Here is an 18,216-nt window from a genome sequence, read left to right on the forward strand (position 1 = left end):
ATGTTTGAAACGATCGCGGTCGTCACAGATGACCGGGGTGTTGCGACGCTGACCCTGTCGCGCGCCGAAAAGCACAACGCCATGTCGGCGCAGATGATCAGCGAATTGACCCAGGCAGCGGCGCGGCTGGGGCGAGACGAGGCGGTGCGCGTTGTTGTGCTGACCGGGTCTGGCAAAAGCTTCTGCGCCGGGGGCGATCTGGGCTGGATGCGCGATCAGATGGCTGCGGATGCCGAGACCCGATTTACCGAGGCTCGCAAGCTGGCGGAAATGCTGCAAGCGCTGAACGAGATGCCCAAACCTCTGATTGGTGCATTGCAAGGCAACGCGTTTGGCGGTGGCGTCGGGCTGGCCTCGGTCTGCGATGTGGCGGTTGGCGTTGACACCCTTAAAATGGGCCTGACCGAGACCCGGCTGGGCCTGATCCCAGCGACGATTGGGCCATACGTGATCGCGCGGATGGGTGAGGCCCGCGCGCGGCGTGTTTTCATGTCGGCGCGTTTTTTTGACGCGGCAGAGGCGGTGGAGCTTGGCCTTTTGGCAAAAGCTGTGCCAGCCGATGAAATGTCCCGCGCTGTCGAGGATGAAATCACCCCCTACCTGTCCTGTGCGCCGGGGGCTGTGGCGTCGGCTAAGGCCTTGGTTCAAAACCTAGGCCCGCGTCTTGACGACAGTGTGATTGACCATACCATCCAAGCGTTGGTCGCCCGATGGGAGACGCCTGAAGCATGCGAAGGCATCGAAGCTTTCTTTGAAAAACGTAACCCCAAGTGGAACAACAAAGTTTAACTTGAGGCGTCTATTGTCCGCTGATGCGAAATCCGGGTGATTCCCGAAGGTCTGTCAAGGGGATGAATGACGTGGTGCGCGCTTGTGTTCGGTTGACCCTCTGACCGCGTGGGGCTAGAGAAAGTCGAGTCAACACGCCAATTGACGGCGCTCTCCGAAAGGGGACGCGCAGGAAAGGAGCTAGACGTGGAAGACCTGCTGCGGGAGTATCTCCCTATTCTGGTGTTTCTGGCCGTAGCCGTCGGCCTGGGAATTGTCCTGATTCTGGCAGCTGTCGTTCTGGCAGTTCGCAACCCCGATCCCGAAAAAGTCAGCGCCTATGAATGCGGTTTCAACGCGTTTGATGACGCTCGGATGAAGTTCGACGTGCGCTTCTATCTGGTTTCGATCCTGTTCATCATTTTCGACCTCGAGATTGCTTTCCTGTTTCCTTGGGCCGTGGGCTTTAAGGACATCAGCGATGTCGGGTTCTGGTCGATGATGGTCTTCTTGGGCGTTTTGACCATCGGCTTTGCCTATGAATGGAAGAAGGGGGCCTTGGAATGGGAGTGATGACGGGTGCAAATACCGCCGGCGTCGACAAAGAAGTCGCCACCCAGGCCCTGAATGCCGAGCTGCAGGACAAAGGCTTCCTGCTGACCTCGACCGAAGACATTATCAATTGGGCGCGGACCGGGTCTTTGCATTGGATGACCTTTGGTCTGGCCTGTTGCGCGGTTGAAATGATGCACACCTCGATGCCGCGCTATGACGCGGAACGGTTTGGTATCGCGCCGCGTGCATCCCCACGCCAATCCGACGTGATGATTGTGGCCGGAACGCTGACCAACAAGATGGCTCCTGCGCTGCGTAAGGTCTACGACCAGATGCCCGAGCCGCGTTATGTAATCTCTATGGGGTCCTGTGCGAATGGCGGCGGCTATTACCACTATTCCTATTCGGTTGTACGCGGTTGTGACCGGATCGTTCCGGTAGACATTTACGTCCCCGGATGCCCTCCGACGGCTGAGGCGCTGCTGTACGGCTTGATGCAGCTGCAACGCAAAATTCGCCGTACCGGCACGATCGTGCGCTAAGGGAGAGGGCGGATGAGCGAAGCACTCAAAGAACTCGGTACGCATCTGGAACTGAAACGGTCCGACTGTGTACTGTCCTGGGATGTCACCCATGGTGAGCTGAACGTGGATGTGGCGCTATCCAACCTTGTGGAGTTCATCGAATTCCTCAAAAGCGACCGCTCCTGCCAGTTCTCGACGCTGGTCGATATCACGGGCGTCGACTACCCCGAGCGCGCCAAGCGGTTCGACGTGGTCTATCACTTCCTGTCGATGTACCAGAACCAACGCATTCGTCTGCGGGTCTCCATCCGGGAAGAAGACATGGTGCCCTCGATCGTTGATACGCATCCCTCGGCCAACTGGTTCGAGCGTGAGGTTTTCGACATGTTCGGCATCTTGTTCTCGGGCCATCCGGACCTGCGGCGCATCCTGACCGACTACGGGTTCCGGGGCTATCCGCTTCGCAAGGATTTCCCGACCACCGGCTACACCGAGGTCCGCTATGACGAGGCGCAGAAACGGGTGGTTTATGAGCCCGTCAGCCTCGTGCAGGAATATCGTCAGTTTGATTTCATGTCCCCATGGGAAGGTGCCAACTACATTCTTCCGGGGGATGAAAAACAGGAGTCGTAAGCCATGGAGTTCCTGATCTGGATCGCTTTCACGATCGCCACGATCATCCCGATGCTGAAACTGCTGCCGCATTTCGGGATCGAGAAGTTCTGGGCGTTTGCCTGCGTCATCCCGATTGGAACGCTGATCCTACTGTGGATCATGGCCATGAAGCTGCAAGAGATGGAGCGTCGCTGAGATGCTGGGGGAACTGATCATTTTGGGCGCTCTTGGGGTGCTGCTTGCCGGTGCCGCAGCCAAGGCGGCTGAGGCCGAGAAGGTCCGGGTGCGTGCGGACGCGAAGAAAAAGCGGGGGCGGTGATGGACGGCTCAAGATATGATGACGGCAGCACTGACGCGCTGAGCGGCGAACAGAAGATCCGCAACTTCAACATCAACTTCGGCCCGCAACACCCTGCCGCACATGGCGTTTTGCGTTTGGTGCTTGAGCTGGACGGAGAGATCGTCGAGCGCTGCGATCCGCATATCGGTCTGCTGCACCGTGGCACCGAAAAGCTGATGGAAAGCCGGACGTATCTACAGAACCTGCCGTATTTCGACCGTCTGGACTACGTGGCACCGATGAATCAGGAACATGCCTGGTGTCTGGCGATTGAAAAACTGACCGGTGTCGAAGTACCGCGCCGGGGCTCTCTGATCCGGGTTCTGTATTCCGAAATCGGCCGCATCCTGAACCACCTGCTGAACGTGACCACACAGGCGATGGATGTGGGCGCTCTGACCCCGCCGCTTTGGGGCTTTGAAGAACGCGAAAAGTTGATGGTGTTCTATGAGCGCGCCTGTGGTGCCCGCCTGCACGCCGCCTATTTCCGCCCCGGCGGCGTCCATCAGGACCTCCCGCCCGAACTGCTGGACGACATCGAGGCATGGAGCCACGAATTCCCCGCCGTTCTCGACGACATTGACGGGTTGTTGACCGAAAACCGCATCTTCAAGCAGCGCAACGCCGATATCGGCGTCGTGACCGAGGATGACATTCAGAAATACGGCTTCTCGGGCGTGATGGTCCGTGGCTCGGGCCTTGCATGGGACCTGCGCCGTGCGCAGCCCTATGAGTGCTACGACGAGTTCGAGTTCCAGATCCCCGTCGGCAAGAATGGCGACTGCTATGACCGTTACCTCTGCCGCATGGAAGAGATGCGCCAGTCGCTGCTGATCATCCGTCAGGCCATCGCCAAAATCCGAGAATGCCCGGGCGACGTTCTGGCCCGTGGTAAAATTACCCCGCCGAAACGCTCGGACATGAAGACATCGATGGAAAGCCTGATCCATCACTTCAAGCTTTACACCGAAGGCTTCCACGTTCCTGCGGGCGAGGTCTATGCCGCCGTCGAGGCGCCAAAGGGCGAGTTCGGTGTCTATCTGGTCGCCGACGGCACCAACAAACCCTATCGCGCCAAACTCCGCGCACCGGGTTTCCTGCATCTGCAAGCCATGGATCACGTCGCCAAAGGCCACCAACTGGCTGACGTCGCCGCCATCATCGGCACCATGGACGTCGTATTTGGAGAGATTGACCGCTAATGCTCCGCCGTCTTCACCCCGAACAACCCGAAAGCTTTGCGTTCACCGCCGCCAACCAGCAATGGGCCGAAGCGCAGATCACGAAATACCCCGAGGGTCGCCAAGCAAGTGCGGTGATCCCTCTGCTGTGGCGCGCGCAAGAGCAGGAGGGCTGGCTGTCCCGACCAGCGATTGAATCCGTCGCCGACATGCTGGGCATGGCCTATATCCGCGTGCTTGAGGTCGCCTCGTTCTACTTCATGTTCCAACTGCAGCCGGTTGGGTCGGTGGCGCATATTCAGGTCTGTGGCACGACCTCCTGCATGATTTGCGGGGCCGAGGATCTGATTGCGGTCTGCAAGGAAAAGATCTCCGCCAAGCCACATGAGCTATCCGCCGATGGCAAGCTGAGCTGGGAAGAGGTGGAATGCCTTGGGTCCTGTACGAATGCTCCGATGGCGCAGATCGGCAAGGATTACTACGAAGACCTGACCGCCGAGAGTTTTGGCAAGATCATTGACGATCTGGCTGCGGGGAAGGTGCCCACACCTGGCCCTCAGAACGGGCGTTATGCGGCTGAGCCTTTGAAAGGCCTCAGCAGCTTGACCGAACATGAGGCTGGAAAGCCGGAACACAATGCCAGCGTGGCCTTGGCGGCAGAGCTTGGCGATACGGTCAAGCGGATCGACGGGACTGAGGTTCCGATCCTCACGCCTTGGCTGGGGAAAGACGGCAAACAGGCCGGGGCATCGGCGGCGGCGAAACCGCCGAAAGCGCCTGAGCCACCGAAACCTGCCGTGAAACAGGCCGCTGAGGCCACAGAGAAAGAAGTCGAGGAAGATAAACCCCGAACGCTGACTGAGGCGCGTGGGGGCCTGCCGGATGACCTCAAGATGCTCAAAGGTGTGGGGCCGAAGCTTGAAGAGACGCTGAACGATCTGGGCTTTTTCCACTATGATCAGATCGCAGCCTGGACGCCCGAGCATGTGGCCTGGGTGGATGCGCGCCTGAAGTTCAAGGGCCGGATCGAACGCGATGGCTGGATTGAACAAGCGGCCAAGCTGGCTGTTGGGGATCAGACCGAATTCGCCAAACGTGCCAAGGAAGACGGCACTTACGAAGACTAAACGCCCCTGCAAGGGCTCGAGGACGAGATGGATAAGGACAAAGAGCAAGCCATAGCCCGCAAGGGCCGACATATAGGCATCGTCATCGCCGTGACGATGGTGGTTTGGCTTGGCATGACTTTGTTCATCGGCCCCGCGATTGGAATGCCGGGGCGCTATGCGCTGCTATTTGATTTCGCTGCTTTGGCCGGCTTCATCTATGCAGGCGTCAACATATTTCAACTCTGGCGCATGCGTCAGGACAGCTGAGGGTAACACGCGATGCTGAAGGATCAGGACCGGATCTTTACCAACATCTACGGGATGCACGAGCGTACTCTGCGCGGCGCGCAGGCCCGAGGGCATTGGGATGGCACCGCTGGTCTGATCGAAAAGGGCCGGGATTGGATCATCCAGACGATGAAAGACTCGGGCCTGCGTGGGCGCGGTGGCGCGGGCTTCCCAACCGGTCTGAAATGGTCGTTCATGCCCAAGGAAAGCGATGGCCGCCCGTCTTATCTGGTCGTGAATGCGGATGAATCCGAGCCGGGTACCTGCAAAGACCGTGAGATCATGCGCCACGATCCGCATACGCTGATCGAAGGTTGCCTGATTGCCTCTTTCGCGATGAATGCGCACACCTGCTATATCTACCTGCGCGGCGAATACATCCGCGAACGCGAGGCGCTACAGGCCGCAATTGATGAGGCCTATGACGCCGGGCTGTTGGGCAAGAACGCGGCCGGCTCGGGATGGGATTTCGACATCTTCCTGCATCACGGCGCGGGTGCCTATATCTGTGGCGAAGAAACTGCGCTGATCGAAAGCCTTGAGGGCAAAAAGGGTATGCCGCGCATGAAGCCGCCATTCCCGGCTGGCGCAGGCCTCTATGGCTGCCCAACCACGGTGAACAACGTGGAGTCCATCGCTGTTGTACCGACCATCCTGCGCCGAGGCGCGGATTGGTTCGCGGGCTTTGGTCGTCAGAACAACGCGGGTACCAAGCTGTTTGCGATCTCGGGCCATGTGAACAACCCGTGCGTCGTCGAAGAGGCGATGTCGATCCCTTTCGAACAGCTGATCGAAACCCATTGCGGAGGCATCCGTGGCGGTTGGGATAACCTATTGGCCGTCATTCCAGGTGGATCGTCTGTTCCGTGCGTGCGCGGTGAGAACATGCGCGATGCGATCATGGATTTTGACTATCTGCGCGGTGAACTGGGCTCGGGTCTTGGCACGGCGGCGGTGATCGTGATGGATAAGTCCACCGACATCATCAAGGCCATCTGGCGGCTGTCGAAATTCTACAAACACGAAAGCTGCGGCCAGTGTACGCCCTGTCGCGAAGGCACCGGCTGGATGATGCGCGTGATGGACCGCCTTGTGCGCGGTGAAGCCGAGTTGGAAGAGATCGACATGCTGTTCGACGTGACCAAACAGGTCGAAGGCCACACGATATGCGCCTTGGGCGATGCCGCGGCCTGGCCGATCCAGGGCCTGATCCGCAACTTCCGAGAAGAGATCGAGGACCGCATCAAGGCGCAGAAATCAGGCCGCATGGGAGCGATGGCAGCGGAATGATCAGGCAGCCCGACGGATATCATCTGGCCGAACTGAATATTGGCCGCCTGCTTGCCCCGACGGATGACCCTAGGGTGGCTGAGTTCATGGCCAATCTCGACAAGGTCAACGGCTTGGGCAAGCGGATGCCGGGCTTTGTATGGATGATGGAAGGCTCAGGCGAGCCGGGAACCGGGAATACGGAAAACGCGATTGGGGGTGATCCTCAATTTGTCGCCAACCTGACGGTCTGGGAAGACGTCGCGAGCCTTGAGACATTTGTCTGGGGCACCATACACAAACAGTTTTACGACCGCCGTCAGGAGTGGTTTGAACTGCTGGGGGATCAGCATTTCGTCATGTGGTGGGTGCCCGCAGGGCACCAGCCGGATCTGGATGAAGCCATGGCGCGGCTAGAGCGTCTGCGCCAGGAAGGTCCAAGTGAACACGCCTTTGGATGGGCGGATTTGAAACAAGCAAGCAAGTGGCGCGACAATCGTTGCGCTCAGGTCGCAGCGGAGTGAGCGGGATGGCACACCATTCTGATCACGCGCGCAGCCGCCCAGATGCCAGCCATCTGACAGGAATAAATAAAGTGAAGACTATGAAATTCTCAACCTTGGCTGGCCTTGCAGGGCTTGTGCTGATCTCGGCTTGCACCGTCACCTCGTCCAAGGACCGTGTGCTGTTTGACGGCCAGTTTTTCCGCGCCAAGGCCAAATCGGTCGACAAACGCAATACGCCGACCGAATTCACTGTAGTCGTGAACAACGTGTCAGCCTCGCTTGACGGCGCGCGTGAGGCGGGCCGGTTCGAAGGCACCAAATTCTGCATCCAGAACTTCGGCTCGTCGCGCATTGTTTGGAAGGTTGGTCCGGATACAGAACCGCAGAACCTGCGCATCAGCGACGACAAACTGACTTTTGCGGGAACCTGCCAAAGACCATGAGGCTATTTTCTGCATATCACGGCAGGGCCAGCGGTCTGTTATTGCATAGCAGACAGGGCGACACCCATCTTGGTCGATCCAAGATGAAAGGACCTGTCATGTCTTATGCGAAAACACTTGCAATCGGTCTTGCGCTGATGATCCCTGCGGTCGCCGAGGCCAAGCCGCCTCTGCGTGAGGTGAAACAGATCGACAATGAGCTGTATTACATTGCGGTCGCGAAAGAGATTTCGGACTATTGCCCCTCGATCAGCGGGCGGAAGCTGAAAGCGATCAACGTGATGTGGGGGCTGCGGTCCGAGGCGAACAGCCTTGGCTACTCGGACCAAGAGATCCGGGCCTATGTCGAATCCGACGCTGAAAAAGACCGGATGCGCGCCAAGGGCGAGGCTTATCTTGCCGCCAACGGCGTGACCTACGAAAACCCGAATTCCTTCTGCACATTAGGGCGGAAAGAAATCGACAGAAACAGCGCCATCGGCGTTTATTTGAGGGCGAACTGACGATGTCTGACCTCCGCAAGATCAATATCGACGGGCAGGAAATCGAAGTCGATGGTGCCATGACCCTGATCCAGGCCTGTGAAGAGGCCGGGGTCGAGGTGCCGCGCTTCTGTTATCACGAACGTCTTTCGATTGCGGGGAATTGCCGGATGTGTCTGGTCGAGGTCGTGGGCGGCCCTCCGAAACCTGCGGCCTCCTGCGCGATGCAGGTGCGTGATCTGCGTCCGGGGCCGGAAGGGCAACCGCCTCAGGTCAAGACGAACTCACCCATGGTCAAAAAGGCCCGCGAAGGGGTGATGGAGTTTTTGCTGATCAACCACCCTCTGGATTGCCCGATCTGCGATCAGGGGGGGGAGTGTGACCTGCAGGATCAGGCAATGGCCTATGGTGTTTCGGGCTCGCGCTTCAAGGAAGCCAAGCGTGCCGTAGATGATCTGGATCTGGGGCCGCTGGTCGGCACCGCGATGACCCGTTGCATCAGCTGCACCCGCTGCGTGCGCTTCACGACCGAGGTCGCGGGGATCGCCCAGATGGGTCAGACGGGGCGAGGCGAGGACGCTGAGATCACCTCATACCTCAACCAGACGCTGCACTCGAACCTGCAGGGTAACATCATTGATCTGTGCCCCGTGGGAGCGCTGACCTCGAAGCCCTATGCCTTTACAGCGCGCCCGTGGGAGCTGACCAAGACCGAGAGCATCGACGTGATGGATGCTTTGGGGTCGAACATCCGCGTGGATACCAAAGGACGTGAAGTGATGCGGTTCCTGCCGCGCAACCATGATGGCGTGAACGAGGAATGGATCAGCGACAAAACCCGGTTCGTCTGGGATGGTCTGCGCCGTCAACGTCTGGATCGCCCGTATGTGCGCGAAAACGGCAAGCTGCGTCCGGCCTCGTGGCCCGAGGCGCTGACCAAAGCCGCTGAAGCGCTGAAAGGGGCCGAAAAACCGGCAGGTCTCGTTGGCGATCTTGCCCCGGTTGAGGCGATCTTTGCGCTGAAACAGATGATCGAAGGCCAGGGCGGCGTTGTCGAATGCCGTACGGACGGGGCCAAGCTGCCCGCGGGCAACCGTGGGGCTTATGCTGGGACCGCCGCAATCGAAGATATCGACATGGCTGAGCGTATTCTGCTGATCGGCACCAATCCACGCGATGAGGCTCCGGTTCTGAATGCCCGCATCCGCAAGGCCTGGGCGCATGGGGCCGAGGTGGCTCTGGTCGGCCCGGCATCCGATCTGACCTATGAATACCACCACATGGGCGATGACCGCGCCGCGTTGCAAAAGGTCGTCGACTTGGGCGGCGATGATGAGATCAAAGCAAAACGCTCTTTGGTCATTGTAGGGCAAGGCGCGCTGCAAGAGGCAGATGGCGCCGCTGTTTTGGCCGCCGCGCAAGCCATTGCAAGCAATACCGAAAGTGGCCTGATCGTGCTGCACACCGCCGCCGCGCGGGTCGGTGCGATGGATTTGGATGCCACCAACGACGGTGGTATGGATGCCGTCAGCGCGGCGGACGTGATCTATAACCTCGGCGCAGATGAAGTCGAAATCGGCGACGGTGCATTTGTCATCTATCAGGGCAGCCATGGGGACTGTGGCGCGCACCGCGCTGATGTGATCCTGCCCGCCGCCGCCTATACCGAGGAAAACGGGTTGTTCGTGAACACCGAAGGCCGCCCTCAGCTGGCCATGCGTGCGGGCTTTGCGCCGGGAGAGGCCAAAGAAAACTGGGCCATCTTGCGTGCGCTCTCGGCCGATTTGGGTGCGACGTTGCCCTTCGATTCCTTGGCGCAATTGCGGACCGCGTTGATCGAGGCGGTACCGCATCTGGCGCATATCGACGAAGTGATCGCGAACGAGGTGCAACCGCTTGAGGCTGGTACACTGGGCAAGGCGAGTTTCCGCAATGCGGTCAAGGATTTCTACCTGACCAACCCGATCGCGCGCGCCTCGCAACTGATGGCCGAGCTGTCGGCGCAGGCGAAAAACACAGACAGGATGGCCGCAGAATGATCCGTCCCGCAGAGATATCCCCGACGACCCACGGTGTGAGGACCAATGGCTGATTTCTTTAACACACCGGGCGGCATCGCCCTGATCGTCCTGGCGCAGGTGCTTGCCGTTGTGGCCTTTGTGATGATCTCGTTGTTGTTCCTTGTCTATGGTGACCGCAAGATCTGGGCGGCTGTTCAGATGCGCCGGGGCCCCAATGTGGTGGGCGCTTACGGTCTGTTGCAAACAGTCGCTGACGCGTTGAAATATGTGGTCAAAGAGGTCGTCATCCCGGCAGGCGCGGACCGCACCGTGTTCATCCTTGCTCCGCTGACCTCTTTCGTACTGGCAATGATCGCCTGGGCCGTGATCCCGTTCAACGACGGCTGGGTGCTGTCAGATCTGAATGTGGCGATCCTCTATGTCTTCGCCGTATCCTCGCTTGAGGTTTATGGCGTGATTATGGGCGGTTGGGCGTCGAACTCAAAGTACCCATTCCTCGGCTCGTTGCGCTCTGCGGCACAGATGATCTCCTATGAAGTGTCCATCGGTCTGATCATCATTGGCGTGATCATTTCGACCGGTTCGATGAACTTCGGCAACATCGTCGAGGCGCAGGACGGTCGCTTCGGCTTCTTCAGCTGGTACTGGCTGCCGCATTTCCCAATGGTCTTCCTGTTCTTCATTTCGGCGCTTGCGGAAACTAACCGTCCACCGTTCGATTTGCCCGAGGCGGAATCAGAACTGGTCGCAGGCTATCAGGTCGAATACTCGGCCACGCCCTTCCTGCTGTTCATGGCGGGCGAGTACATCGCCATCTTCCTAATGTGCGCGCTGACAACGCTGCTGTTCTTCGGCGGCTGGCTGTCGCCGATCCCGGGCCTGCCTGACGGTGTGCTATGGATGGTCGCAAAGATGGCGTTCTTCTTCTTCCTCTTCGCGATGGTCAAAGCGATCACGCCCCGCTACCGCTATGACCAGTTGATGCGTCTGGGTTGGAAGGTATTCCTTCCGTTCTCTCTGGCTTGGGTGGTCTTCGTGGCCTTTGCTGCAAAATTCGAATGGTTCTGGGGCGCATTCGCGCGTTGGAGCGTAGGAGGCTGATATGACTCAAATCGACTACACCCGCGCTGCCAAGTACTTCCTGCTTCAAGACTTCTGGGTCGGCATGAAGCTGGGGCTGAAGTATTTCTTCGCGCCCAAGGCCACCGTGAACTATCCCCACGAAAAAGGCCCTCTGTCGCCTCGGTTCCGCGGCGAACACGCTCTGCGCCGATATCCAAATGGCGAGGAACGCTGCATCGCTTGTAAGCTCTGCGAAGCGATTTGCCCCGCGCAGGCCATTACCATCGACGCCGAACCGCGCGAAGACGGCAGCCGTCGCACCACGCGCTACGACATCGACATGACCAAATGCATCTATTGCGGCTTCTGCCAGGAGGCCTGCCCGGTCGACGCAATTGTCGAAGGACCGAACTTCGAATTCGCAACGGAAACCCGCGAGGAGCTGTTCTACGACAAGGAAAAGCTGCTCGACAACGGTGAACGCTGGGAAGCCGAAATCGCCCGTAATCTGGAAATGGATGCGCCGTACAGATGAGTGACACGCCGACAAATCCGTTTGAGCTGATGATGAAGCAGGCGCAGGACATGGCCAAGGCGATGAACCCGGCGATGGAGAATTTCTCGCCTAAAGGGTTCGAGAACTTGTGGCCGACCATGCCCAAAGAGGTCATGGAGATGATGTTCGGCAACACCGTCAACAAGGACGGGCTGGATGCCAAGACGCGTCTACTGCTGACGCTGGCTGGGTTGACCTGTCAGGGCGCTCAGGCGGATTCGGCCGTACGGCAGACCGTGCGCCATGCGCTTGAGGCGGGCGCAAAGAAACAAGAGATCGTTGAAACGATCGGTCAGATGTCGGTCTTTGCTGGCATCCCGGCCATGACCCGCGCGCTGGATCTGGCGCAAGAGGTCATGGGCAATAACGAGGATGAGGATCAATGACCGTCTTTGCCTTCTACCTGTTTGCCATCAGCACCATCACCGGCGGGCTGTTCACGGTGATCAGCCGCCAGCCGGTGCATTCGGTGCTGTGGCTGATCCTGTCCTTCCTGTCCTCGGCTGCGCTGTTCGTGCTGCTGGGGGCCGAGTTTGTGGCGATGCTGCTGATCATCGTCTATGTCGGCGCGGTCGCGGTGCTGTTCCTGTTCGTGGTGATGATGCTGGACGTGGACTTTGCCGAGTTAAAGGCCGAGATGGCGCGGTACATGCCGCTGGCTCTGTTGATTGGTCTGGTGATCCTGATGCAGTTCATCATGGCGTTCGGAGCGTGGGACAGCGCGCAAGGCGTTGAGGCCAATCTGGCGCAGCCGGTTCCGGCAGATCGCCACAACACCGAGGCGCTGGGTGTCATTCTTTACGATCAATACTTCCTTCTGTTCCAACTGGCGGGCCTGATCCTGCTGGTGGCCATGATCGGTGCCATTGTACTGACTCTGCGCCACCGTCAAGACATCAAGCGTCAGGACATCGTCGGCCAGATGATGCGCGACCCGGCCAAGGCGATGGAGTTGAAGGACGTGAAACCGGGGCAGGGACTTTGAGAAGATGATCGGACTTGAACACTATCTTACGGTCGCGGCGACGCTGTTCGTCATCGGCATCTTCGGTCTCTTCCTGAACCGCAAGAACGTCATCATCCTGCTGATGAGCATCGAGTTGATGTTGTTGGCGGTGAATATCAACCTCGTGGCTTTTTCCAGCTTCCTCGGCGATCTGGTCGGGCAGGTGTTCACGCTGTTCGTGCTGACCGTTGCGGCGGCGGAGGCGGCGATTGGTCTGGCCATTCTGGTCTGCTTCTTCCGCAACCGCGGCACCATCGCGGTTGAAGACGTCAATATGATGAAGGGCTAAGAGAACTATGGAAACCACCATCCTCTTTGCCCCACTCGTGGGCGCTCTGATCTGCGGGTTCGGCTGGCGGTTCATCGGTGAGAAAGCCGCCATGTGGACCGCGACGGGCCTGCTGTTTCTGGCCTGTCTGCTGTCGTGGATCGTGTTCCTGGCTTTCGATGGTCAGACCCAACAGATCGAAATCCTGCGCTGGATCGAGAGCGGCTCGCTTTCAACAAGCTGGGCCATTCGTCTGGACCGCCTGACCGCGATCATGCTGATCGTGGTGACGACTGTCTCGGCGCTCGTGCACCTCTATTCCTTCGGCTACATGGATCACGACCCGCAATGGCGCGAGGGCGAAAGCTATAAGCCGCGCTTCTTTGCCTATCTCTCTTTCTTCACCTTCGCGATGCTTATGCTGGTGACAGCCGACAACCTCGTGCAGATGTTCTTCGGCTGGGAAGGCGTGGGCGTCGCCTCATACCTGCTGATCGGTTTCTATTATCGCAAGTCCAGCGCCAATGCGGCGGCTATGAAGGCGTTTATCGTCAACCGGGTTGGCGATTTCGGTTTTGCGCTGGGGATTTTCGCGATTTTCTTCCTGACTGACAGCATTAACTTCTCGGATATCTTTGCCTCGGCCTCTGACCTGTCGGAAATGCAACTCAGCTTCCTCTGGGGTGAGTGGAACGCGGTTGAGGTGATCTGTGTCCTTCTGTTTATCGGCGCGATGGGTAAATCGGCGCAGTTGATCTTGCACACATGGTTGCCTGACGCGATGGAAGGCCCGACCCCTGTGTCGGCCCTGATCCATGCCGCGACAATGGTAACGGCGGGTGTGTTCCTTGTCTGCCGCATGTCGCCGCTGATGGAGTTCGCGCCTGGGGCGACCGGGTTCATCACCTTCCTTGGGGCCTCTACCGCGTTTTTTGCGGCGACCGTGGGATTGGTTCAGACCGACATCAAGCGCGTCATCGCCTATTCAACCTGTTCGCAGCTGGGCTACATGTTCGTGGCCGCGGGCGTTGGCATGTATTCGGCGGCGATGTTCCACCTGCTGACGCACGCTTTCTTCAAGGCGCTTCTGTTCCTTGGGGCCGGTTCGGTGATCCATGCGATGCATCACGAGCAGGAAATGACCGAATATGGCGGGCTGCGGAAGAAGATCCCCTATACGTTCTGGGCGATGATGATCGGAACGCTGGCCATCACGGGTGTCGGTATCCCGCTGACCACCTTCGGCTTTGCCGGGTTCTTGTCAAAGGATGCGATCATTGAAAGCGCCTTTGCGGGTGGCACGGGCTATGCCTTCTGGATGCTGGTGATTGCGGCTGTGTTCACCTCGTTCTACAGCTGGCGTCTGATCTTCCTGACCTTCTATGGCGAGCCGCGCGGTGACAAGCATACGCATGAACACGCGCATGAAAGCCCGAAGGTGATGTTGATCCCTCTGGGTGTTCTGTCTCTGGGCGCGGTTTTTGCGGGGATGATCTGGTACGGCAACTTCTTCGGTCACACGGACAAGGTCGGCAAGTTCTACGGGATCCCGGTGGCCGAGGCTTCGGCGCATGGTGAAACTCATGACGAGGCGACCCATGCCGAGCATGTCGCCGATGGTACCGCCGAAGAGCATCACGGTGACGATCATGCCGATGCCCATTCGGATGAGGCGCACGGGGATGACCATGCAGATGAGGCGCACGGCAAGAAAGACGCCCACGGAGATCATCACTATGTCTTCGCGGGCGAACCGGGTAAGGGCGCTTTGTACATCGCGCCTGACAATACCGTGTTGGATGACGCCCATGCCGTCCCGAAATGGGTCAAGGTCTCGCCTTTCTTGGCGATGCTGCTGGGGTTTGTCGTGGCCTATTGGTTCTACATCGTGAACACGACGCTGCCCGCGCGTCTGGCTGCCAACCAGCGTCCGCTTTACCTGTTCCTGCTGAACAAATGGTACTTTGACGAGATCTATAACGCGATCTTCGTAAAACCCACTCTGGCCCTTGGCCGCCTCCTGTGGAAGCGCGGCGATGGCAACACAATTGATGGCTTCCTGAACGGAGTAGCAATGGGCGTTGTTCCCTTCTTCACCCGCCTCGCAGGCAAGGCGCAGACCGGGTACATCTTTACCTACGCCTTCTGGATGGTGCTGGGCATAGCGGCGCTTGTGACCTGGATGTCGATCGGCGGAGGGGCACAGTAATGGACAATATCCTCTCGATCGTGACCTTCATCCCGGCCATTGCTGCAGGCATCTTGGCGCTGTTCCTGCATGGAAATGATGCGGCGGCGCAGCGGAATGCCAAATGGGTGGCTCTGCTTGCGACCACTGTTACCTTCCTTGTGTCGATTGGCATCTACACGGGCTTTGATCCTTCGAACACCAGCTTCCAGATGGTCGAAGAGGGTGAGTGGCTGATGGGCCTGAAATACAAGATGGGCGTGGATGGCATCAGCGTGCTGTTTGTATTGCTGACCACCTTCATCATGCCGCTGACCATTCTGGCCAGCTGGAATGTGACCGAAAGGGTCAAGGAATACATGATCGCCTTCCTTCTGCTGGAAACGCTGATGCTGGGCGTGTTCATGGCGCTGGATCTGGTGCTGTTCTACCTGTTCTTCGAGGCAGGTCTGATCCCAATGTTCCTCATCATCGGCATTTGGGGCGGCAAGGATCGCATCTACGCGAGCTTCAAGTTCTTCCTCTATACCTTCCTCGGCTCGGTACTGATGCTGGTGGCGATGGTTGCGATGTACGCGGATGCTGGCACTACGGATATCGAGGCGCTGATGACCCATCAGTTCTCTTCCGAGAGCTTCAGTGTTCTGGGCATCTACGTCGTCGGCGGGATGCAGACGCTGATGTTCTTGGCCTTCTTTGCGTCCTTCGCTGTGAAAATGCCGATGTGGCCGGTGCACACCTGGCTACCAGATGCACACGTTCAGGCCCCGACGGCGGGCTCGGTTGTGCTGGCGGCGATCCTGTTGAAAATGGGCGGCTATGGTTTCCTGCGGTTCAGCCTGCCGATGTTCCCGGTTGGCTCGGCGGTGATGACCGATCTGGTTCTGTGGATGTCAGCCATCGCCGTTGTCTACACCTCTCTCGTGGCGCTGGTCCAGGAGGACATGAAGAAGCTGATCGCATACTCCTCGGTCGCGCATATGGGCTTTGTGACAATGGGGATTTTCGCAGCGAACCAGCAGGGTATCGATGGCGCGATCTTCCAGATGCTCAGCCACGGGTTTATCTCGGCCGCTCTGTTCCTGTGCGTTGGCGTGATCTACGACCGGATGCACACACGCGATATCGACGCGTATGGGGGGCTGGTGATCCGGATGCCCGCCTATGCGCTGGTCTTCATGCTGTTCACCATGGCGAATGTCGGCTTGCCGGGCACCTCGGGCTTCATCGGTGAATTCCTGACCCTGATGGGCGCATTCCAGGTCAACACCTGGGTGACGGCCGTGGCAGCGACCGGCGTGATCTTCTCGGCAGGCTATGCACTGTGGCTCTACCGCCGGGTTGTGTTCGGCGATCTGATCAAGGAAAGCCTCAAGGCGATGACCGACATGAGCTCGCGTGAGCGGCTGATCTTCGCGCCGCTTATCGTGATGACCATCTTGCTGGGCGTCTATCCGTCGCTGGTGACCGATGTGATCGGCAACTCGACCGCTGCATTGATTTCGAACTATGACACGGCTCTGGCCGCGGCTGAGGCTGCGACCCAGACAGCCGCTTCGCATTAAGGGAGCTTTGGAGACATGATCCAAGCTGATCTGACAATAATCCTGCCAGAGATCGTTCTGGCCGTATATGCGATGGCTGCTCTGATCGGGGCCGTTTACACAAAGAAGGACGAGCTGGCTCCGGCATTGGTCTGGTCCACGGCAGGTCTAATGGCGCTTCTAGCGATTTGGATCTCAAGCAACGGTGACGGGACCAATGTGGCGTTCAATGGCATGTTCGTGGATGACGGCTTTGCGCGGTTCTCCAAGGTTGCCATCCTGCTTTCTGCCGCTGCCGTTCTGGTCATGAGCCAGGACTACATGGCCCGCCGCAACCTGCTGCGGTTTGAATACCCTGTGCTGGTCGCATTGGCTGCAGTCGGGATGATGATGATGGTCAGTGCGGGCGATCTGATGTCGCTTTACATGGGGTTGGAGCTTCAATCCTTGTCGCTCTATGTCGTGGCGGCGCTGCGGCGGGACAGTGCGAAATCCACCGAAGCGGGGCTGAAGTATTTTGTTCTGGGTGCGCTTAGCTCTGGCCTGCTGCTCTATGGCGCGTCGCTGGTTTACGGGTTCACCGGCACCACGCTATTCTCGGGCATCATCGCCACTGTTCAAGCCGGAGACGTCTCGATCGGTCTGCTCTTTGGTCTGATCTTCCTGATCTCGGGCCTGGCCTTCAAGGTTTCGGCCGTGCCCTTCCACATGTGGACCCCGGATGTGTACGAAGGGTCTCCGACCCCGATCACAGCCTTCTTTGCGACTGCTCCGAAAGTGGCTGCGATGGCGTTGTTTGCACGACTTCTGCACGATGCGTTTGGAGGCATCGTTAAGGATTGGCAGCAGGTGATCGTGTTGCTGTCGGTTCTGTCCATGCTGTTGGGCGCGGTTGCCGCCATTGGCCAGCGTGACATCAAACGTCTGATGGCGTTTTCCTCGATTGCCCATATGGGCTATGCGCTGATCGGTCTGGCTGCGGGAACCGAGCTGGGCGTGAAAGCCATGCTGATGTATCTGGTGATCTACGTGACGATGAATATCGGCACCTTCGCCTTCATCCTGATGATGGGGCGCGACGGCAAACCGGTCACCGACATCGACGCCTTGCGGCAGTATTCCAAGCGCGATCCGGGAAAGGCTCTGGCCGTTCTGATCCTGATGTTTAGCTTGGCGGGTGTACCGCCCATGCTTGGGTTCTTTGCCAAGTTCGGCGTTTGGCAGGCGGGTGTCAGCGCGGGTCTGACCGGGTTGGTGATCGTATCGGCCATCGCCTCGGTAATCGGTGCGTTCTACTATCTGCGGATCGTCTTCTACATGTATTTCGGCGCCGAGAACGAAGAACCCATCGAAACTCGCTCAAACCCTGTATTGTGGGTGGCCTTGATGGGATCGGCGGCATTGATGCTGATCGGCGTGTTTTACCAGTTCGGTGTCGAGGGCGCAGCAGCAGCTGCCGCAGCCACGCTTGTCAATTGATGAAAGCCGCCA

Annotated in this window: 22 protein-coding genes; all 22 read left to right on the plus strand. The window is 58.6% G+C overall.

Features of this window, described 5'->3' with window-relative positions:
- Positions 1 to 789, plus strand: coding sequence for a crotonase/enoyl-CoA hydratase family protein (locus ACR0JF_RS15405; protein ID WP_170660700.1), 789 nt, complete (start codon positions 1 to 3; stop codon positions 787 to 789).
- 186 nt (positions 790 to 975) lie between these two features.
- Positions 976 to 1,341 carry an NADH-quinone oxidoreductase subunit A gene (locus tag ACR0JF_RS15410; protein ID WP_050602775.1) on the plus strand — a complete coding sequence of 122 codons (366 nt, stop codon included), beginning with the start codon at positions 976 to 978 and terminating at the stop codon, positions 1,339 to 1,341.
- On the plus strand, positions 1,332 to 1,865 hold the full coding sequence (locus tag ACR0JF_RS15415; RefSeq protein WP_037307875.1) for a NuoB/complex I 20 kDa subunit family protein: 534 nt from the start codon (positions 1,332 to 1,334) through the stop codon (positions 1,863 to 1,865). The genes ACR0JF_RS15410 and ACR0JF_RS15415 overlap by 10 nt, the downstream gene beginning before the upstream one ends.
- Positions 1,866 to 1,877: 12 nt before the next feature.
- Positions 1,878 to 2,480 (plus strand): NADH-quinone oxidoreductase subunit C, encoded by a 603-nt coding sequence (locus tag ACR0JF_RS15420; protein ID WP_170660701.1) that lies wholly within the window; start codon positions 1,878 to 1,880, stop codon positions 2,478 to 2,480.
- 3 nt (positions 2,481 to 2,483) lie between these two features.
- Positions 2,484 to 2,657 (plus strand): hypothetical protein, encoded by a 174-nt coding sequence (locus ACR0JF_RS15425; RefSeq protein ID WP_170461080.1) that lies wholly within the window; start codon positions 2,484 to 2,486, stop codon positions 2,655 to 2,657.
- Between the two features lies 1 nt (position 2,658).
- The gene (locus tag ACR0JF_RS15430; protein WP_419738290.1) at positions 2,659 to 2,781 is read left to right on the plus strand and encodes a hypothetical protein; all 123 of its coding nucleotides are present in this window, start codon (positions 2,659 to 2,661) and stop codon (positions 2,779 to 2,781) included.
- Positions 2,781 to 4,004: an NADH-quinone oxidoreductase subunit D gene (locus ACR0JF_RS15435; RefSeq protein ID WP_170375130.1), complete on the plus strand. Its 1,224-nt coding sequence runs from the start codon at positions 2,781 to 2,783 to the stop codon at positions 4,002 to 4,004. The genes ACR0JF_RS15430 and ACR0JF_RS15435 overlap by 1 nt, the downstream gene beginning before the upstream one ends.
- The gene (gene nuoE / locus ACR0JF_RS15440) at positions 4,004 to 5,110 is read left to right on the plus strand and encodes an NADH-quinone oxidoreductase subunit NuoE (protein WP_170660702.1); all 1,107 of its coding nucleotides are present in this window, start codon (positions 4,004 to 4,006) and stop codon (positions 5,108 to 5,110) included. The genes ACR0JF_RS15435 and nuoE overlap by 1 nt, the downstream gene beginning before the upstream one ends.
- A 27-nt stretch (positions 5,111 to 5,137) precedes the next feature.
- Positions 5,138 to 5,359, plus strand: coding sequence for a DUF5337 domain-containing protein (locus ACR0JF_RS15445; protein ID WP_170467891.1), 222 nt, complete (start codon positions 5,138 to 5,140; stop codon positions 5,357 to 5,359).
- Between the two features lie 12 nt (positions 5,360 to 5,371).
- A complete protein-coding gene (gene nuoF / locus ACR0JF_RS15450; protein WP_170461087.1) occupies positions 5,372 to 6,670 on the plus strand; it encodes an NADH-quinone oxidoreductase subunit NuoF in 1,299 nt (432 codons plus the stop codon).
- Positions 6,667 to 7,173, plus strand: a complete 507-nt coding sequence (locus tag ACR0JF_RS15455; RefSeq protein ID WP_170493639.1) for a DUF3291 domain-containing protein — start codon at positions 6,667 to 6,669, stop codon at positions 7,171 to 7,173. Before nuoF ends, ACR0JF_RS15455 begins: the two co-directional genes overlap by 4 nt.
- A gap of 80 nt (positions 7,174 to 7,253) precedes the next feature.
- On the plus strand, positions 7,254 to 7,598 hold the full coding sequence (locus tag ACR0JF_RS15460) for a hypothetical protein (protein WP_170554328.1): 345 nt from the start codon (positions 7,254 to 7,256) through the stop codon (positions 7,596 to 7,598).
- Between the two features lie 98 nt (positions 7,599 to 7,696).
- On the plus strand, positions 7,697 to 8,101 hold the full coding sequence (locus ACR0JF_RS15465) for a DUF5333 domain-containing protein (protein ID WP_425085020.1): 405 nt from the start codon (positions 7,697 to 7,699) through the stop codon (positions 8,099 to 8,101).
- A 2-nt stretch (positions 8,102 to 8,103) separates the two neighbouring features.
- A complete protein-coding gene (gene nuoG / locus ACR0JF_RS15470; RefSeq protein WP_170660704.1) occupies positions 8,104 to 10,119 on the plus strand; it encodes an NADH-quinone oxidoreductase subunit NuoG in 2,016 nt (671 codons plus the stop codon).
- A 45-nt stretch (positions 10,120 to 10,164) separates the two neighbouring features.
- On the plus strand, positions 10,165 to 11,202 hold the full coding sequence (gene nuoH / locus ACR0JF_RS15475; RefSeq protein WP_170375145.1) for an NADH-quinone oxidoreductase subunit NuoH: 1,038 nt from the start codon (positions 10,165 to 10,167) through the stop codon (positions 11,200 to 11,202).
- Between the two features lies 1 nt (position 11,203).
- A complete protein-coding gene (gene nuoI / locus ACR0JF_RS15480; RefSeq protein ID WP_039524264.1) occupies positions 11,204 to 11,698 on the plus strand; it encodes an NADH-quinone oxidoreductase subunit NuoI in 495 nt (164 codons plus the stop codon).
- Positions 11,695 to 12,105 (plus strand): carboxymuconolactone decarboxylase family protein, encoded by a 411-nt coding sequence (locus ACR0JF_RS15485; protein ID WP_170660705.1) that lies wholly within the window; start codon positions 11,695 to 11,697, stop codon positions 12,103 to 12,105. The genes nuoI and ACR0JF_RS15485 overlap by 4 nt, the downstream gene beginning before the upstream one ends.
- A complete protein-coding gene (locus ACR0JF_RS15490) occupies positions 12,102 to 12,704 on the plus strand; it encodes an NADH-quinone oxidoreductase subunit J (protein ID WP_170660706.1) in 603 nt (200 codons plus the stop codon). Before ACR0JF_RS15485 ends, ACR0JF_RS15490 begins: the two co-directional genes overlap by 4 nt.
- Positions 12,705 to 12,708: 4 nt before the next feature.
- Complete coding sequence (gene nuoK / locus ACR0JF_RS15495) at positions 12,709 to 13,014, plus strand: NADH-quinone oxidoreductase subunit NuoK (RefSeq protein ID WP_005984024.1); 306 nt, start codon at positions 12,709 to 12,711, stop codon at positions 13,012 to 13,014.
- Between the two features lie 7 nt (positions 13,015 to 13,021).
- Positions 13,022 to 15,202: an NADH-quinone oxidoreductase subunit L gene (gene nuoL, locus ACR0JF_RS15500; RefSeq protein ID WP_170660707.1), complete on the plus strand. Its 2,181-nt coding sequence runs from the start codon at positions 13,022 to 13,024 to the stop codon at positions 15,200 to 15,202.
- Positions 15,202 to 16,746: an NADH-quinone oxidoreductase subunit M gene (locus ACR0JF_RS15505; protein ID WP_170660708.1), complete on the plus strand. Its 1,545-nt coding sequence runs from the start codon at positions 15,202 to 15,204 to the stop codon at positions 16,744 to 16,746. The genes nuoL and ACR0JF_RS15505 overlap by 1 nt, the downstream gene beginning before the upstream one ends.
- Positions 16,747 to 16,761: 15 nt before the next feature.
- Positions 16,762 to 18,204 (plus strand): NADH-quinone oxidoreductase subunit NuoN, encoded by a 1,443-nt coding sequence (gene nuoN, locus ACR0JF_RS15510; RefSeq protein ID WP_170660709.1) that lies wholly within the window; start codon positions 16,762 to 16,764, stop codon positions 18,202 to 18,204.
- Positions 18,205 to 18,216: the final 12 nt, after the last annotated feature.

It is taken from the genome of Ruegeria sp. BG11, assembly GCF_056538565.1.

Coding starts and splice junctions, on each gene's coding strand:
- ACR0JF_RS15405 (WP_170660700.1), top strand. CDS start 1: ATGTTTGAAACGATCGCGGTCGTCACAGATGACCGGGGTGTTGCGACG.
- ACR0JF_RS15415 (WP_037307875.1), top strand. CDS start 1,332: ATGGGAGTGATGACGGGTGCAAATACCGCCGGCGTCGACAAAGAAGTC.
- ACR0JF_RS15420 (WP_170660701.1), top strand. CDS start 1,878: ATGAGCGAAGCACTCAAAGAACTCGGTACGCATCTGGAACTGAAACGG.
- ACR0JF_RS15425 (WP_170461080.1), top strand. CDS start 2,484: ATGGAGTTCCTGATCTGGATCGCTTTCACGATCGCCACGATCATCCCG.
- ACR0JF_RS15430 (WP_419738290.1), top strand. CDS start 2,659: ATGCTGGGGGAACTGATCATTTTGGGCGCTCTTGGGGTGCTGCTTGCC.
- ACR0JF_RS15435 (WP_170375130.1), top strand. CDS start 2,781: ATGGACGGCTCAAGATATGATGACGGCAGCACTGACGCGCTGAGCGGC.
- nuoE (WP_170660702.1), top strand. CDS start 4,004: ATGCTCCGCCGTCTTCACCCCGAACAACCCGAAAGCTTTGCGTTCACC.
- ACR0JF_RS15445 (WP_170467891.1), top strand. CDS start 5,138: ATGGATAAGGACAAAGAGCAAGCCATAGCCCGCAAGGGCCGACATATA.
- nuoF (WP_170461087.1), top strand. CDS start 5,372: ATGCTGAAGGATCAGGACCGGATCTTTACCAACATCTACGGGATGCAC.
- ACR0JF_RS15455 (WP_170493639.1), top strand. CDS start 6,667: ATGATCAGGCAGCCCGACGGATATCATCTGGCCGAACTGAATATTGGC.
- ACR0JF_RS15460 (WP_170554328.1), top strand. CDS start 7,254: ATGAAATTCTCAACCTTGGCTGGCCTTGCAGGGCTTGTGCTGATCTCG.
- ACR0JF_RS15465 (WP_425085020.1), top strand. CDS start 7,697: ATGTCTTATGCGAAAACACTTGCAATCGGTCTTGCGCTGATGATCCCT.
- nuoG (WP_170660704.1), top strand. CDS start 8,104: ATGTCTGACCTCCGCAAGATCAATATCGACGGGCAGGAAATCGAAGTC.
- nuoH (WP_170375145.1), top strand. CDS start 10,165: ATGGCTGATTTCTTTAACACACCGGGCGGCATCGCCCTGATCGTCCTG.
- nuoI (WP_039524264.1), top strand. CDS start 11,204: ATGACTCAAATCGACTACACCCGCGCTGCCAAGTACTTCCTGCTTCAA.
- ACR0JF_RS15485 (WP_170660705.1), top strand. CDS start 11,695: ATGAGTGACACGCCGACAAATCCGTTTGAGCTGATGATGAAGCAGGCG.
- ACR0JF_RS15490 (WP_170660706.1), top strand. CDS start 12,102: ATGACCGTCTTTGCCTTCTACCTGTTTGCCATCAGCACCATCACCGGC.
- nuoK (WP_005984024.1), top strand. CDS start 12,709: ATGATCGGACTTGAACACTATCTTACGGTCGCGGCGACGCTGTTCGTC.
- nuoL (WP_170660707.1), top strand. CDS start 13,022: ATGGAAACCACCATCCTCTTTGCCCCACTCGTGGGCGCTCTGATCTGC.
- ACR0JF_RS15505 (WP_170660708.1), top strand. CDS start 15,202: ATGGACAATATCCTCTCGATCGTGACCTTCATCCCGGCCATTGCTGCA.
- nuoN (WP_170660709.1), top strand. CDS start 16,762: ATGATCCAAGCTGATCTGACAATAATCCTGCCAGAGATCGTTCTGGCC.